Annotated in this window: 11 protein-coding genes; 6 read left to right on the forward strand and 5 right to left on the reverse strand. The window is 73.8% G+C overall.

What is annotated here, in order from left to right:
• The first annotated feature begins 90 nt into the window (after positions 1-90).
• The 5 genes from H7344_RS14080 to H7344_RS14100 all read left to right on the forward strand — a co-directional run bounded on the left by H7344_RS14080 (position 91) and on the right by H7344_RS14100 (position 7,082).
• Complete coding sequence (locus tag H7344_RS14080) at positions 91-2,151, forward strand: hydantoinase/oxoprolinase family protein (protein WP_222130676.1); 2,061 nt, start codon at positions 91-93, stop codon at positions 2,149-2,151.
• Positions 2,148-4,124 (forward strand): hydantoinase B/oxoprolinase family protein, encoded by a 1,977-nt coding sequence (locus tag H7344_RS14085; RefSeq protein ID WP_186346647.1) that lies wholly within the window; start codon positions 2,148-2,150, stop codon positions 4,122-4,124. Before H7344_RS14080 ends, H7344_RS14085 begins: the two co-directional genes overlap by 4 nt.
• 29 nt (positions 4,125-4,153) lie before the next feature.
• On the forward strand, positions 4,154-4,954 hold the full coding sequence (locus H7344_RS14090) for an SDR family oxidoreductase (protein WP_186346648.1): 801 nt from the start codon (positions 4,154-4,156) through the stop codon (positions 4,952-4,954).
• A gap of 70 nt (positions 4,955-5,024) precedes the next feature.
• The gene (locus tag H7344_RS14095) at positions 5,025-5,972 is read left to right on the forward strand and encodes a carbamate kinase (RefSeq protein WP_186346649.1); all 948 of its coding nucleotides are present in this window, start codon (positions 5,025-5,027) and stop codon (positions 5,970-5,972) included.
• A gap of 3 nt (positions 5,973-5,975) precedes the next feature.
• Positions 5,976-7,082: a barbiturase gene (locus H7344_RS14100; RefSeq protein WP_186346650.1), complete on the forward strand. Its 1,107-nt coding sequence runs from the start codon at positions 5,976-5,978 to the stop codon at positions 7,080-7,082.
• Between the two features lie 69 nt (positions 7,083-7,151).
• Here H7344_RS14100 and H7344_RS14105 read toward each other — a convergent pair whose 3' ends face one another.
• Complete coding sequence (locus tag H7344_RS14105) at positions 7,152-8,084, reverse strand: DMT family transporter (RefSeq protein WP_186346651.1); 933 nt, start codon at positions 8,082-8,084, stop codon at positions 7,152-7,154.
• Between H7344_RS14105 and H7344_RS14110 the strand changes: the two genes are divergently transcribed.
• The gene (locus tag H7344_RS14110) at positions 8,083-9,501 is read left to right on the forward strand and encodes an aminotransferase-like domain-containing protein (RefSeq protein ID WP_186346652.1); all 1,419 of its coding nucleotides are present in this window, start codon (positions 8,083-8,085) and stop codon (positions 9,499-9,501) included. The two genes, H7344_RS14105 and H7344_RS14110, sit on opposite strands and share 2 nt — an antisense overlap.
• A 96-nt stretch (positions 9,502-9,597) precedes the next feature.
• Here H7344_RS14110 and H7344_RS14115 read toward each other — a convergent pair whose 3' ends face one another.
• From H7344_RS14115 to H7344_RS21245, 4 genes are all read right to left on the reverse strand, one after another.
• Positions 9,598-10,773, reverse strand: a complete 1,176-nt coding sequence (locus H7344_RS14115; RefSeq protein WP_186346653.1) for a CaiB/BaiF CoA transferase family protein — start codon at positions 10,771-10,773, stop codon at positions 9,598-9,600.
• A 152-nt stretch (positions 10,774-10,925) separates the two neighbouring features.
• Positions 10,926-12,194 (reverse strand): serine hydrolase domain-containing protein, encoded by a 1,269-nt coding sequence (locus H7344_RS14120; protein WP_186346654.1) that lies wholly within the window; start codon positions 12,192-12,194, stop codon positions 10,926-10,928.
• A 362-nt stretch (positions 12,195-12,556) separates the two neighbouring features.
• On the reverse strand, positions 12,557-13,234 hold the full coding sequence (locus H7344_RS14125) for a response regulator (RefSeq protein ID WP_186346655.1): 678 nt from the start codon (positions 13,232-13,234) through the stop codon (positions 12,557-12,559).
• A complete protein-coding gene (locus tag H7344_RS21245) occupies positions 13,231-14,454 on the reverse strand; it encodes a sensor histidine kinase (RefSeq protein ID WP_186346656.1) in 1,224 nt (407 codons plus the stop codon). Before H7344_RS21245 ends, H7344_RS14125 begins: the two co-directional genes overlap by 4 nt.
• Between the last annotated feature and the right edge of the window lie 122 nt (positions 14,455-14,576).

Here is a 14,576-nt window from a genome sequence, read left to right on the forward strand (position 1 = left end):
TCTGCCTACGATCAGACGGTCTGTCGGCAGACCATGACATCGTGCAGGCAGGGTCGGTCGAGTTGAATGTGCGTCATGACAGCGAGGCGGATGAGGATCGGCATCGACACCGGCGGCACGTTCACCGATGTCGTGGCCTTCGACGAGGACAGCGGCGCAGTGGTCACCACCAAGACGCCGAGCACCCCGGGCAACCCGGCGGACGGCTTCCTGGCCGGCATCGACAAGGTGCTGGACCTGGCCGGGGCGAGCTTCGACGACGTCGTCGCGGTCAGCCACGGCACGACGGTCGCGACCAACCAGCTCCTCGAGGGCAAGGTGGACGCGCTGGGGTTCATCACCACCGAGGGCTACGAGGCGATGCTCGAGATCGCCCGCCAGTCGGTGCCGGACGGCTACGGCAACTCCTACTTCTGGGTCAAGCCGGACCGGATCGTCCCCCGTGACCTGGTCAAGGGCGTCGGCGGCCGGCTCGACCACACCGGCGCGGAGATCCGCCCGTTCGACGAGGACGGCGCGCGCACCGTCGCCCGCTGGTTCAAGCAGCAGGGCATCGACACCCTCGGTGTCTGCTTCCTGCACGCCTACGCCAACCCGGTCCACGAGGAGCGGATGCGCGAGATCCTCCTCGAGGAGCACCCCGAGGCGGTCGTCTCGATCTCCAGCGAGGTGCTGCGCGAGTACCGCGAGTACGAGCGCTCGATGACCACCCTCGTCGACGCCGCGGTGAAGCCGAAGCTCTCCCGCTACGTCAACAACATCAAGGACCGCCTGGCCGCCCAGTCCGGCCGGACCATCCCGTTCTACGTGATGAAGTCGAACGGCGGCGTGCTCTCGGCCGACGAGGTCGTGCACCAGCCGATCACCACCGTGCTCTCCGGCCCCGCGGCCGGCGCGCTCGGCGCCGCGCTCATCGCGAAGGTCGCCGGCTTCGACAAGGTCCTGACCTCCGACGGCGGCGGCACCTCGACCGACGTCTCGGTCGTCATCGACGGCGAGCCCACGCTGACCACCGAGGGCAGCGTCGGCGTCTACCCGTCGAAGATCCCGATGATCGACGTCGTCACCGTCGGCGCGGGCGGCGGCTCCATCGCCTGGCTCTCGCCCGAGGGCACCCTCAAGGTCGGCCCGCACAGCGCCGGCGCCGACCCGGGCCCGATCTGCTACCGCAAGGGCGGCACCGAGGTCACCATCACCGACGCCCACGTCTTCCTCGGCCGGATCCCCCCGCACCTGCTCGGCGGCGAGATCCCGCTGGACGTCGACTCGGCGTCCGCGGCGATCCGCGAGCTCGCGGCGAAGCTGGAGATCAGCCCGGAGGCCTGCGCCACCGGCATCCTCGAGATCTCCGCGTGGAACCAGGCCAACGCCCTGCGCCAGGTCACGGTCAAGCGCGGCCTCGACGTCCGCGACTTCACGCTGACGACCTTCGGCGGCTCCGGCTCGCTGCTGCTGTGCCGCCTCATGGACGTGCTCGGCGTGCCGACCGTCCTGGTCCCGCCGAACCCGGGCAACGTGTCGGCGTTCGGCCTGCTCACCGTGGACGTCAAGAACGACTACGTGCAGACCCACGTCGCCCTCCACGAGGACCTCGACCCGACCGCGCTCCAGGCGGAGTACGACGTGCTCGCCGAGCGCGCCGCCGCCGCGCTGACCACGGAGGGCTTCGCCCCCGAGCAGCACGTCTTCGTGCGCACCGCGGACGTCCGCTACTTCGGCCAGGCCTTCGAGGTCCGCGTCGCGGTGCCGGACGGCCCGCTGACCGCCGAGTCCCTGCAGACCGTCGCGGACCGGTTCCACGCCGAGCACCACACGCTCTACGGCTACGACTTCGCGCAGGACCCGACCCAGCAGGTCGAGGTCGTCAACCTCCGCGTCTCCGGCGTCGGCCCGATCAAGCGCCCGGAGATCCCGAAGGCCTCCAGCGACCAGTCCGCGCCGCAGCCGACGGGCAGCCGCGAGGTCTGCTTCGACGCCGAGGCCGGGTACGTCGACACGCCGGTGTACTGGCGGCCCGACCTGCCCGCCGGGCAGGAGCTCGTGGGCCCGGTGATCATCGAGGAGTTCGGCTCGACCGTGCCCATCCACCCCGGCTTCACCGCCCGGGTCGACGACTACGCCAACATCGTGGTGACGAGGAGCGACGCATGACCACCGACACCCACCCGGGCACCTTCGCCGGGGCACCGGACCTCGGCAGCAGCCGGGCACCGACCCAGTTCCCCTTCGGCCCGCTGACCGACGACGCCGGCCGCAGCGCGGACCCGGTCCTCGTCGAGATCGTCCAGGGCTCCCTGGCCGCGGTCGAGCACGAGGTCGAGACGGCCATCGCGCGCACCAGCCGCAGCCCGATGATCCGCGACGCGCACGACTTCCGCGCGGGCATCCACGACCGCAAGCTGCGCAAGCTCACCGGTCGCTCCTACTCAGCGCTCGTGCACCCCGTGGCGCGCGACTTCCCGCTGGAGGAGATGAAGGAGGGCGACGTCTTCTTCCACAACGACGTCTACATGTCCGAGGGCGGCATCGGCCACCTCCCGGACCTGTGCGTCACCGTGCCGGTCTTCGCCGGCCCGGAGGGCGACCGCCGCGTCGTCGCGTTCGTCCAGGCCTTCGGCCACCACGACGACATCGGCGGCGCCGTGCCGGGCTCGATGCCCTCGCACGCCACTAGCGTCTACGAGGAGGGCCTCGCGGTCCCCCCGATCAAGCTGTGGGACGCCGGCGTCCCGAACCGCTCGGCGCTCGCGATCATGACCCGCAACTCGCGGATGCCCGAGTCGCTGGCCGCCGACCTCGACGCCGAGTGCTCGGCCTGCCTCATGGGTGCCCGCCGCCTGGGCGAGCTGTTCGACCGCTACGGCGTCGAGACCGTCGAGGCCTGCTTCGACGCGATCATCGACCGCTCCACCGAGACCTACCGCCGCGAGATCCTCTCCAAGATCCCGGTCGGCACGTGGACGTGGGAGGACTACGCCGAGCACGACGGCGTCGACGACCCGCAGCTGCACACGCAGCGGATCACCCTGACCCGCACCGCGGCCGACGACCCGGAGGGCGAGCGCCTGGTGCTCGACTTCGCCGGCACGTCCCCGCAGGCCAAGGGCCCGATCAACCACTGCGGTGACTACTCCGACGGCGTCTTCCTCAAGAAGTGGCTCGCGCCGATCCTGCGCAACCTCGCCGACACCCCCGAGCGGATGGCCGAGCTCGACGTCAACGAGGGCGTCGTGCCGCTCATCGAGATGCGCTTCCCGGAGAAGGGCACGCTGCTCACGCCGATCTTCCCGGCGCCGACCAACGCCCGCACCTTCGTCATCCTGCGCCTGCTCGGCGTGCTGGCCGGCGTGATCGCCAAGGCGGTCGACGGCAAGATGCCGGCCGACCAGGAGACGATCCGCTACACCGGTGTGTACGGCGAGGACCTCGAGGGCCGTCCGTACCTCATGCGCGAGGTGCTCGGCGGCGGCTCCGGCGGTCGCTACTACGCCGACGGCGAGGACACCATCCACGTCGTCCCGGACAGCCGGAACCTCCCGACGGAGTTCACCGAGTCCCGCTTCCCGTTCATCGTCGAGTCGCTCAGCCTCGCGGTCGACTCCGGCGGCGCGGGCCAGTTCCGCGGCGGCCTCGGCTACGAGAAGCACATCCGGATGCTCAAGGACGCCCACTTCATGTCGATCGCCGACCGGTCGATCCTGGCGTGCTGGGGCGTCAAGGGCGGCAAGGCCGGCACGCCGTTCCAGGTCGTCATCGACGCGGGCGGCCCGAACGAGCGCGAGGTCGACGCTCTCGCCGACGCCGAGGAGGTCAAGGCCGGCGAGGTCATCCGCATCCGGACCACCGGTGGTGGCGGCTGGGGCAACCCGCTCGACCGCGACCCGGAGCTCGTCGTCCGCGACGTGCGCTGGCGCAAGGTGTCGACCGAGGCGGCGCTCGCCGACTACGGCGTGGTGCTGACCGGCTCGGTCGACGACGACACGCTGTCCTACGACGCCGAGGCGACCGCCGCGGAGCGGGCCGGCCGGCCGGCGCCCGAGGTCGAGGACGCGTTCTTCGACCGCGGCCCGGGCTACGGGACGCTCGCCGGGGGCGCCGCCTCCGCCCAGGTCGACCACCTCTGAGTCGACCGACCAGAGGAACGGAAGTCCAGATGCACGTCGCCGTCCTCGGCGGGACCGGCAAGACCGGTCGCGCCGTGGTCGCGGCACTGGCCCAGGGAGGCGTGTCCGCACGCCCCCTGGGCCGGTCCGCGTTCGAGGACCTGCCGGCCGCGCTCTCCGGGGCCGACGCCGTCCACGTCATCGCACCGAACCTCCACGCCGACGAGCCGGCGTACGTCGGCTCGGTGCTCGCTGCCGCGCGCGAGGCCGGGATCGGTCGGCTGACCTACCACTCGGTCGCCTCGCCCTACGCGCCGTCGATGCCGCACCACCTCGGCAAGGCGGTCGCCGAGGACCTGGTGCGCCGCTCGGGCCTGCGCTGGACGATCCTCCAGCCCTGCGCCTACGTGCAGAACTTCGTCGCCGCGCTCCGCGCCGTCCCCGCCGAGGGCGGGGACCTCGAGGTGCCGTACGCCGTCGACACCCCCTTCGGGCTGGTCGACCTCGACGACGTCGCGGCGGCCACGGCCGTCGTGCTGACCGGGCCCGGCCATGACGGCGCGACGTACGAGCTCGGCGGCCCGGCCACCGTGACCGTCGCCCACGTGGGCGCCGCCGCGAGCGAGGTGCTCGGCCGGCCGGTCACCGCGCGGCGCACCGACCCCGGTGCCTGGCGCGGGGACGGGCTCGACGACCGCGAGCGGACGTGGCTGCGCGCGATGTTCGCCTACTACGACGACCACGGCCTGCCGACCGGCCCGCTGCCGCTCGCCGCGCTCCTCGCGACGGTCGGGCGGACCCCCACCACGGTCGGTGCCACCCTGGCGCGGGAGCTCGCTGGCACAAGTTGACATCGCTCGGCCTCGGGTTCGGCCGATCCGCACGATGAACGCAGGTGAGGCCGCTCACTAGGTTCGATGCATGAGAATCCTCCTCGCGCTCGGCGGCAACGCGATGACGTCGCCCGACGGCAAGGCCCGACCGGAGGACCAGATCGCGGCCGCGGAGAAGGCCATGGAAGCCGTCGCGGACCTCGTCGCCGAGGGCATCGACGTGATCGTCACCCACGGCAACGGCCCGCAGGTCGGCAACCTACTGGTGAAGAACGAGGTCGCCGCGCACGTCGTCCCGCCGGTCCCGCTCGACTGGTGCGGGGCGCAGACGCAGGGCACGATCGGTGACATCCTCGTCAACGCCCTCGACCGTGCCCTCGCGCTGCGCGGCATCAGCCGCCCCGCCGCCGCCCTGGTCACCCGCACCCGTGTCGACGCCGACGACCCCGCCTTCAGCAAGCCCAGCAAGCCCGTCGGCCGCTACCTGCCCGCCGACGAGGCGAAGCGGATGATGGAGCACGGCGAGACCTGGGAGGACCGGGGCGAGCGCGGCTGGCGACGTGTCGTCGCCTCGCCCGAGCCGCTCGAGGTCCTCGACGCCCCCGCGGTCGTCGCCCTGGTCGACGCCGGCTACGTCGTCGTCGCCAACGGCGGCGGCGGCATCCCGACCGTGCGCCGCGACGACGGGTCGCTGACCGGTGTCGAGGCCGTCATCGACAAGGACCTCGGCGCGGCGCTCCTCGCCCGCGACATCGAGGTCGACATGCTCGTGATCGCCACCGACGTGGCGCACGCCGTCCTCAACTTCGGCACCCCGGAGGCCGAGGACGTCGGCGAGGTCACGCTCACCCAGATGCGTGAGCACGCCGCCGCCGGGCACTTCGCCGGTGGCTCCATGGGCCCGAAGGTCGACGCCGTCTGCCGGTTCGTCGAGCACTCCGGGCGGACTGGGGTCATCACCGACCTCGGCACCATCGTCGCAGCCGCCAACCGCACCGCCGGGACGATCGTCGTCCCCGACCGAAAGGAAGCCTGACCCATGCCTTCTGCCATCGAGGTCCGCAAGGTCCCGATCCACTCCGTCGCCGACGCCTCGGAGCTGGCCACGCTCATCGACGAGGGCGTCTTCGCCGCCGACCGCGTCATCGCGATCATCGGCAAGACCGAGGGCAACGGCGGTGTCAACGACTACACCCGGATCATCGCCGACCGCGCCTTCCGCGAGGTGCTCGTCGAGAAGGGCGCCCCGGCCGACCAGGTCAAGCAGGTCCCGATCGTGTGGTCCGGCGGCACCGACGGTGTCATCAGCCCCCACGCCACGATCTTCGCGACCGTCGACGTCCCCGAGGACGACCCGACCCGCCAGGAGCAGCGCCTGACCGTGGGCTTCGCGATGAGCGAGCCGATCCTCCCCGAGGAGATCGGCTACGTCGCGATGATCAAGAAGGTCGCCGACGGCGTGAAGGTCGCGATGGAGCGGGCCGGCATCTCCGACCCCAAGGACGTCCACTACGTCCAGACCAAGACCCCGCTGCTGACGATCCACACCATCCGCGACGCGCACAGCCGCGGCAAGGAGGTGTGGACCGAGCACACCCACGAGTCGATGGACCTCTCCAACGGCGTCACCGGCCTCGGCATCGCCGTCGCCCTCGGCGAGATCGACATGCCGACCGACGCGGACGTCATGAAGAACCGCGACCTCTACTCCGCGGTCGCCTCCTGCTCCTCGGGCGTCGAGCTCGACCAGGCGCAGATCGTCGTCGTCGGCAACGCGACCGGCGTCGGCGGCCGCTACCGCATCGGCCACTCGGTCATGAAGGACGCCCTGGACCAGGACGGCATCTGGGCGGCCATCAAGGACGCCGGCCTCGACCTGCCCGAGCGCCCGCACCACACCGACCTCGACGGCAAGCTCGTCAACGTCTTCCTCAAGTGCGAGGTCTCCGGCGACGGCCAGGTCCGCGGCCGCCGCAACGCCATGCTCGACGACTCCGACGTGCACTGGCACCGCCAGATCAAGGCCACCGTCGGCGGCGTGACCGCTGCGGTCACCGGCGACCCGGCCGTCTTCGTGTCGGTCTCCGCCGCCCACCAGGGCCCCGACGGCGGGGGCCCGGTCGCCGCGATCGTCGACCTCGGCTGACCTGCAGCACCCCGCTCCACCTGTTCCACCCGGAGGGCCCGACCGCGACCGCGGTCGGGCCCTCCGTCGTCAGGTCGACCGCAGCCGGGACCGCACAGCCCCGGCCGCGCAGGCGATGACGGCCACCGCGCCGAGGCCGGTGCGCCAGCCGACCGCCTCACCGAGCAGCAGGGCGGCCCACAGCAGGCTGAGCACCGGTTGCACGAGCTGCACCTGGCTGACCTGGGCCATCGGACCGATGGCGAGGCCGCGGTACCACGCGAAGAACCCGAGGAACATGCTCACCGCCGCCAGGTAGCCGAACGCCGCCCACTCGGTGGCCGTCCCTGCCGGCGGCTCGTGGACCACCGCGACGGCGGTCAGCACGACCATGAGCGGCGCGGCCACGAGCAGTGCCCACGACACCGTCTGCCAGGAGCCGAGCTCCCGGCTGAGCAGCCCGCCCTCGGCGTACCCGACCGCCGCGGCCAGCACCGCCCCGAGCAGCAGCAGGTCGGCAAGGTGCAGCCCGGCGCCACCAGTGCCGCCGACGACCGCGAACCCGACGGCCGCCACCGCCCCCGCGGCGGAGAACACCCAGAACCGCGGTGTCGGCGACTCCTCGGTGCGCAGCACGGCGACGACCGCCGTCGCGGCGGGCAGCAGCGCGATGACGACGGCGCCGTGCGAGGCCGGCACGGTGGTCAGGGCGTACGTCGTCAGCAGCGGGAACCCCACGACGACCCCGCCCGCGACGACCGCAAGCCGTGTCCACTGCCGTCCCTCGGGGCGGGTGGCGCGGGCGAGGCCGAGGGCCGCGGCGGCGAGGAGGGCGGCGACGACCGCTCGCCCGGCGCCGATGAGCAGCGGGGAGAGCCCGCCGACGGCGACGCGGGTGAGCGGCACGGTGAGGGAGAAGGCGGCGACGCCGAGGGCGCCCCAGGCGAGGCCTGCCGCGGAGGCTGTCGGAGGACTCGGTATCGGCGTGGTCGTCTGCGCAGTAGCGCTACCGTTGCCTGTCATGGACCACGGTAGCAGCGCACGGATCGTCGAGGTGCTGCGCGACCGGATCCGGGCGGCGGCGCCGGGGTCGCGGCTGCCCTCGACGCGCCAGCTCGTGGTGGAGCACGCGGCGAGCCCCGTGACCGTGCAGAAGGCCCTGCGCGTGCTGACGGCCGAGGGCCTGGTGGAGACGCGGCCCGGTGTCGGCACGTTCGTGCGGGTGCCGCGGTCGCTGCGCGCGCCGGACCACGGCTGGCAGACCGGTGCGCTCGGTGCCCCGCGGGCGGTGCTGCCGCGCGTGGCCGGTGCGATGCGGGTGGCGCCGGAGGGCGCGGTGGCGCTGCACTCGGGCTACCCGGAGCCGGGCCTGCTGCCGGAGCGGTTGGTGCGCTCGGCGCTGGCCCGGGCCGCCCGCGGCTCGGCGGCGACGACCCGCCCGCCGGCGGCCGGGCTGCCGGACCTGCGGGCGTGGTTCGCGGCCGACCTCGCGGCGGCCATCCCGGCCGACCGGACCGTCCCGACCGCCGCCGACGTGGTGGTCGTGCCCGGCACCCAGAGCGGGCTGACGACGGTGTTCCGAGCCCTCGTGCCGGCGGGCGGTCCGCTGCTGGTCGAGTCCCCGACGTACTGGGGCGCCGTCCTCGCCGCCGCCCAGGCCGGCGTCCGCCCCGTGCCGGTCACCGGCGACGCCGGCGGGCTCGACCCCGACGAGCTGGACCGGGCGCTGTGGACGAGCGGTGCCCGGGCGGTCTACGTGCAGCCGACCTGGGCGAACCCGACCGGCGTGCAGTGGTCGCCCGAGCGCTCCGCCGCGGTGCTGGACGTGGTTCGGCGGCACGGAGCGTTCCTCGTCGAGGACGACTGGGCGCACGACCTCGGCATCGACGCCGACCCGCGCCCGCTCGCCGCCCAGGACGACGCCGGCCACGTCGTGCACGTCCGGTCGCTGACCAAGTCGGTGTCGCCCGCCGTGCGGGTGGGCGCGCTGGTCGCGCGCGGGCCGGTCCGCGAGCGGCTGCTCGCCGACCGCGGCGCCGAGTCGCTCTACGTCAGCGGCGTGCTGCAGCAGGCCGCGCTCGAGGTCGTCACCGACCCCGGCTGGACGACCCACCTGCGCCGGCTGCGGCCGCGGCTGCGCGAGCGGCGTGACCTGCTGGTGGCAGCCCTCCGCGAGCACGCCCCTGCAGTCGACGTCGCGGTCGTGCCGACCGGCGGGCTGCACCTGTGGTGCCGGCTGCCCGACCTCCCCGGCGGCACCGACGTCGGCCGCGTGGTCGCCGCGTGCGAGGCGCGCGGGGTGTGGGTCGCTCCGGGGGACGAGTGGTTCCCGACCGAGCCCGCGGCGGCGTACGTCCGGCTGAGCTTCACCGGCGACGACACCTCGGGGTACGCCACTGCCGCGCGCGTGCTGCAGGAGGTCGTCGCGGGTAGTCCGTGACGTTCGGCAGGTGGATCGGGACGAGATCCCTGCCGAACGTCACGGACTACCCCGGCACCGACCGCGTGCCTGTGGACGACGAGGTCGGTGCCGGGCTCAGTCCTCGTCGAGCCAGGCGCGGATGGACTCGTTGTGCTGGCCGAGGGTGGGCGGGGCGACGTGCTGCTCGCGGCCGCCGGAGTGGGCGTTGTCGTCGAAGCGCAGCGGCGAGCCGGGGAGCTGGATCGGGCCGAGCGTGGAGTGCTCGACGTCGAGCAGCAGGCCCTGGGAGAGCGTCTGCTCCCACGAGTAGACGTCGTCGAGCGAGCGGACCTTGCCGGCCGGCACGCCCGCGGCGTCGAGCCGGGCGAGCGCGGTCTCGGCGTCGACGTCGGCGAGCAGGCCCTCGATGGTCTCGATGAGTGCGTCGCGGTTGGCCACGCGCTCGGCGTTGGTGGCGAAGCCCTCGCCGGCGGGGTCGATGCCGAACTCCTTCGCGAACGCCTGCCACAGCTTCTCCGAGCCGCAGGCGATCTGCACGGGCGCGGTGGCGGACTTGAACATGCCGTACGGCGCGATCGAGGGGTGGTGCCCGCCCGCGAGGCCGGGGACCTCCTTGGCGACGGTCCACTTGGTGCCCTGGAAGGCGTGCACGCCGACCATGCCGGCGAGCAGCGAGGTGTGCACGACGCGGCCCTTGCCGGTGCGCTCGCGCTCGTAGAGGGCCGAGACGACGCCGTACGCGCCGTTCATGCCGGCGAGCAGGTCCGCGATCGGCACGCCGACCTTGGTCGGCTCGGTGAGGCCGGTCAGCGACATCAGGCCGCCCTCGCCCTGGGCGATCTGGTCGAAGCCGGAGCGGTTCGCCTCGGGGCCGTCGTGGCCGAAGCCGGTGATCTGCAGGACGATCAGCCGCGGGTTGATCTCGTGCAGCCGCTCGACCGGGAAGCCGAGGCGGTCGAGCACGCCGACGCGGAAGTTCTCCATCAGCACGTCGGCCCGCGCGACCAGCTTCGCCAGGACGTCCTGGTCGGCGGGGTCCTTGAGGTCGAGGGTGATCGACTCCTTGTTGCGGTTGGTCGACAGGAAGTACGTCGACTCGCGCGACGCCCCGGTCTCCGCGGCGTCCTCGGGGTCGACGAACGGCGGGCCCCAGCCACGCGTGTCGTCGCCGGTCGGGCTCTCCACCTTGATCACGCGGGCGCCGAGGTCGCCCAGCATCATCGCGGCGTGGGGGCCGGCCAGGGCGCGGGTGAGGTCGAGCACCAGGACGTCGTCGAGCATCGCGGACATGGACCCGACGCTACTTCCAGCGCCCGGGCCGCTGAATGGCAACTCCTGCCACGCTGCCCCGCGGCCGGTGTCAGGTGGCACCGGCCGCGGGGTTGACGGTGGGGCTGAGGGTGGGGCTGAGGGTGGGGCCGGGGGCGGCGCGGGGGCTGAGGTCAGGAGCGGCAGATCGCGACCTCGACGGCTTTGCCCACTGCTTCCAGCATCGACAGCTCGGTCGGCAGGGCGTTGACGGTGACGACGGCCCAGCGACCGTCGGCGGTCGCGAGGTTGCGGGTCTCGAAGCCCTGGATGTCGCCGCCGTGGCCCCAGCCCGGTACGCCGCAGGGCAGGGTGTGGCGGGCCAGGCCCAGGCCGTAGCGCCAGGCCGGGTCCAGCTCGAAGTCGGGCGCCTTCACGGTCCGCTTCATCGCGGCGAGCTGGGCCGGCGGCAGCAGGTCGCCGTCGAGCAGGGCGGCCATGAACCGGCCGAGGTCCCGCGGGGTCGACACCAGCTGGCCGGCCGCCCAGCCGAGCGACGGGTCCATCCGGGTGAGGTCGTGCCACTCGCCGCCGGGCTCGTCGGCGTGGTAGCCGTGCGGGTGGGTGCCGCGGATGCGCTGCTCACCCGGCTTCGGCCAGTAGGTGTCGCGCAGGCCGACCGGGGCGATGATCCGGCGCTGCACCAGCTCGCCGATCGGGCGGCCGGTCACCCGCTGGGCGAGCAGCCCGAGCAGGACGTAGTTGGTGTTGCTGTAGGCCCAGCCCTTCCCGGGCGCGAGCTGCCGGCGCTCGGCGAGCGCGGCGTCGACCAGCTCGTGCGGCTCGAAGTAGGTGTGCGCGATCGAGCGCAGGTCGTCGCCGCCGTCGATGACGATCGAGTCGTAGTCGGGCAGGCCGCTGGTCTGCTGGAGCAGCTGACGGACGGTGATCCTGCGCCCGTCGCCGCCAGGTCCACGGACGACGCCGGGCAGGTATCGCTCGACCTTCGCGTCGAGCTCCACCTCGCCCTCGGCGACCAGCTGCAGCACGAGCACGGCGGTGAACATCTTGGTGTTGCTCGCGATCCGCACCCGGCCGTCCTTCGGCATCGGGGCGCCGGTGCGCAGGTCGCCAGCCCCGGCCCGGTAGGTCTGGACCCTCCCGTCCTTGCCGCGGACGGTGATGGTCGCGCCGGGGAAGCCGGCCTTCTCGACCAGGCGCTCGACCTGGCGCTGCACGGCGGGCACGCGACCCGCCGTCGCGCGGGGAGTCGTCGTGCGGGGAGTCGTCGTGCGGGGGGTCTCCAGGGAGGCGCTCGAGGCCGCCGCAGGTGCCGCGGCCGGCGTGCTGGCCGGGGCGGCGGAGGTGGGGGCGCCGGCCAGCAGGCTGGCGGGCAGTGCGGTGAGCAGGCCGCCGAGCAGCAGCGCTCGGAGGGCGGTCCGGGTCGTGCGTCGTTCTCTCATCGTGGCTCCCGAGGTCGGTGTGGAGGGGTCCTGTCGACGCTAGGGATCCGAGGCCCTCGCCATCGAGCGCCGAAGGGACCAACCCCCGAGTTCCATCCTTCGATGGAGGCGGGTCCTGCGCCGCCGTCCCGGGGCCGGCCACAACCGCGCAATTGCGCGGAAATGTCGGGGTCCGGGCCCGTCGAGGCGCTGAAGCGGCGCAATTGAACGACTGTCGACCGGCTCCGCGCGCTAGGCAGTCCCGGGCGCAAGACCGCGCAATTGCGCGGGAATGTCGCCGTTCCGGCCCGACGGAGCGCTGAAACCGCGCAATTGCGCGGAAGTGTCGGGTCGGCGGGGCGGAGTGTGGGCGGGTGCCGGGCTCAGTCCGGCAGCCGCACGAGCCGGTTCTGGTAGGCCCAGACGGCGGCCTGGAGCCGCGACCGGACGCCGAGCTTGGGGAGGATCCGGGCGAGGTGCGACTTGACGGTGGAGACCTCGAGCACGAGCTCGCGGGCGATCTCGTCGTTCGACATCCCCTGCGCGAGCAGCAGCACGATGTCGAGCTCGCGCGCGGTCAGCAGGTCGGTGCTGCGGGCGGCGGTGACCGGCTGCGCGCGGCGCCGGGACAGCACCTCGCCGACGACCCGCTTGGTGAGGCTGTCGTGCAGGGTGCCGTTGCCGGCGGCCACCGACCGGACGGCCCGGACGAGCACCTCCGGCTCGGCGTCCTTGAGCTGGAAGCCGGCGGCGCCGGCCTCGAGCGCGCCGAAGAGGTAGTCGTCGATCTCGAACGTCGTCAGCACCAGCACCGGCACGGGGTCCTCGACCTCCGGCCCGGCGAGCTCGCGGGTCGCGGCGATCCCGTCGAGGACGGGCATCCGGATGTCCATGCAGACCACGTCGGGCCGCAGCCGACGCGCGAGGTCGACCGCCTCGCGGCCGTCGGCGGCCACGCCGACGACCTCGATGTCCGGCTCGGCGCCGAGGAGCGTGGTGAGACCGGCGCGGACCAGCGCCTGGTCGTCGGCCACCACGACCCGCACGCTCGCGGCGCTCACGGGGTCTTCTCCTCGCGCGGCAGCACCAGCCGCACCTCCCAGCCGCCGTCGTCGGTCGGGCCGGCGTCGACCCGAGCGCCGGTCAGCTCCGCCCGCTCCCGCATGCCGACCAGTCCGAACCCGCCACCCGTCACCAGGTGCGGGTCCTCGACCGCCGGCCCGTTGCGCACCACCAGGGTCACCTCGGCCCGGTCGCGCGCGTCGAGCGTGACGGAGCAGGCCGCGCCGGGCGCGTGCCGGCCGGCGTTGGCGAGCGCCTCCTGGACCACGCGGTACGCTGCCAGCTGGGCCAGCGGCCCGACCTCCCGTTCTGCGGCCGCCGCGTCGCCGAGGACCGTCCACGTCACGTCCCGTCCGGTGGCGACCACGTCGGCCACGAGGTCGGCGATCCCGCCGAGCGTCTCGGGTCGCGCGCCGCCGGCGCCGTCCCGGTCGCGGAGCAGCCCGACCAGGCTGCGCAGGTCGCGCAGCACCGACGTGCTCTGGCGGCGCACCTGGCGGGCCGCGTCCCGGGCGCCGTCGGGGTCGGTGGCGACCTGCCGCTCGAGCGCCGCCGCCGCGATCGCGATGCCGGACAGGTGGTGTGCGGCGATGTCGTGCAGCTCGCGGGCCATCGCGGTCCGCTCGCGGTCCAGGGCGGCCTGCACCCGCGCCTCGTGCTCGCGCACCAGCGCTCGCCGCTCGTCCTCGCGGGCCCGGCTGCTCTCCCGCAGCGCGGCCACCCAGCTGGTCACGAGCAGCACCAGCCCGAGCGTGGTCGCGGTCTGCAGGGCGGCCACGCCGAGCGCGGGCCAGGGCTCGAGCCCGCCGTCCGCCGCCGCGACCGTCCCGGCCACGGTCACGAGCACCGCGACCGCCGCGAGCGTCGGAGCGAGCCCGCGCAGCGGGTGCGTGGTGCCGGCGACGTACACCCCGACGACCACGGCGAGCGTGGTCAGGCTGGTCGCGTCGCGGCCGCCGGCGAGGGCGACGACGACCGGGACCAGGCCGACGGCGAGCAGCACGGCCCGTGGGTGCACCCGGCTCCAGCACAGCGCGAGCGCCTGGGCGAGCAGCCCCGCGACCGTCACCCACCAGGCGGTCCCGCCGGCGTCGGGCAGGCCGGCAGCGGCCTCGCCGCCGGCCCCGCCGAGCACCAGGATGCCGACGGAGACGAGTGCGCAACCGGCCGCCACGAGGACGGTCCGCCGTGCCGGACGGTCGTGCCGCGACGTACCCACCTCCTCGTCCGCAACCGGTGCCGATGCCGGCCCCGGGAGCGTAGCGAGGAGCCCCGACACCACCGTGTGTCGCACCTCTCAGCCACGGACCCTGCCGGACGGGGCACTGACGGCGGTGGGAT

The organism is Nocardioides deserti (assembly GCF_014266025.1).
GTDB lineage: Bacteria > Actinomycetota > Actinomycetes > Propionibacteriales > Nocardioidaceae > Nocardioides > Nocardioides deserti.

What these genes read in the sequence shown, in the direction of transcription:
- H7344_RS14110 (WP_186346652.1), top strand. Translation starts at nt 8,083, where the DNA reads ATGGACCACGGTAGCAGCGCACGGATCGTCGAGGTGCTGCGCGACCGG.
- H7344_RS14085 (WP_186346647.1), top strand. Translation starts at nt 2,148, where the DNA reads ATGACCACCGACACCCACCCGGGCACCTTCGCCGGGGCACCGGACCTC.
- H7344_RS14090 (WP_186346648.1), top strand. Translation starts at nt 4,154, where the DNA reads ATGCACGTCGCCGTCCTCGGCGGGACCGGCAAGACCGGTCGCGCCGTG.
- H7344_RS14095 (WP_186346649.1), top strand. Translation starts at nt 5,025, where the DNA reads ATGAGAATCCTCCTCGCGCTCGGCGGCAACGCGATGACGTCGCCCGAC.
- H7344_RS14120 (WP_186346654.1), bottom strand. Translation starts at nt 12,194, where the DNA reads ATGAGAGAACGACGCACGACCCGGACCGCCCTCCGAGCGCTGCTGCTC.
- H7344_RS14105 (WP_186346651.1), bottom strand. Translation starts at nt 8,084, where the DNA reads ATGACAGGCAACGGTAGCGCTACTGCGCAGACGACCACGCCGATACCG.
- H7344_RS14100 (WP_186346650.1), top strand. Translation starts at nt 5,976, where the DNA reads ATGCCTTCTGCCATCGAGGTCCGCAAGGTCCCGATCCACTCCGTCGCC.
- H7344_RS14080 (WP_222130676.1), top strand. Translation starts at nt 91, where the DNA reads ATGAGGATCGGCATCGACACCGGCGGCACGTTCACCGATGTCGTGGCC.
- H7344_RS14115 (WP_186346653.1), bottom strand. Translation starts at nt 10,773, where the DNA reads ATGTCCGCGATGCTCGACGACGTCCTGGTGCTCGACCTCACCCGCGCC.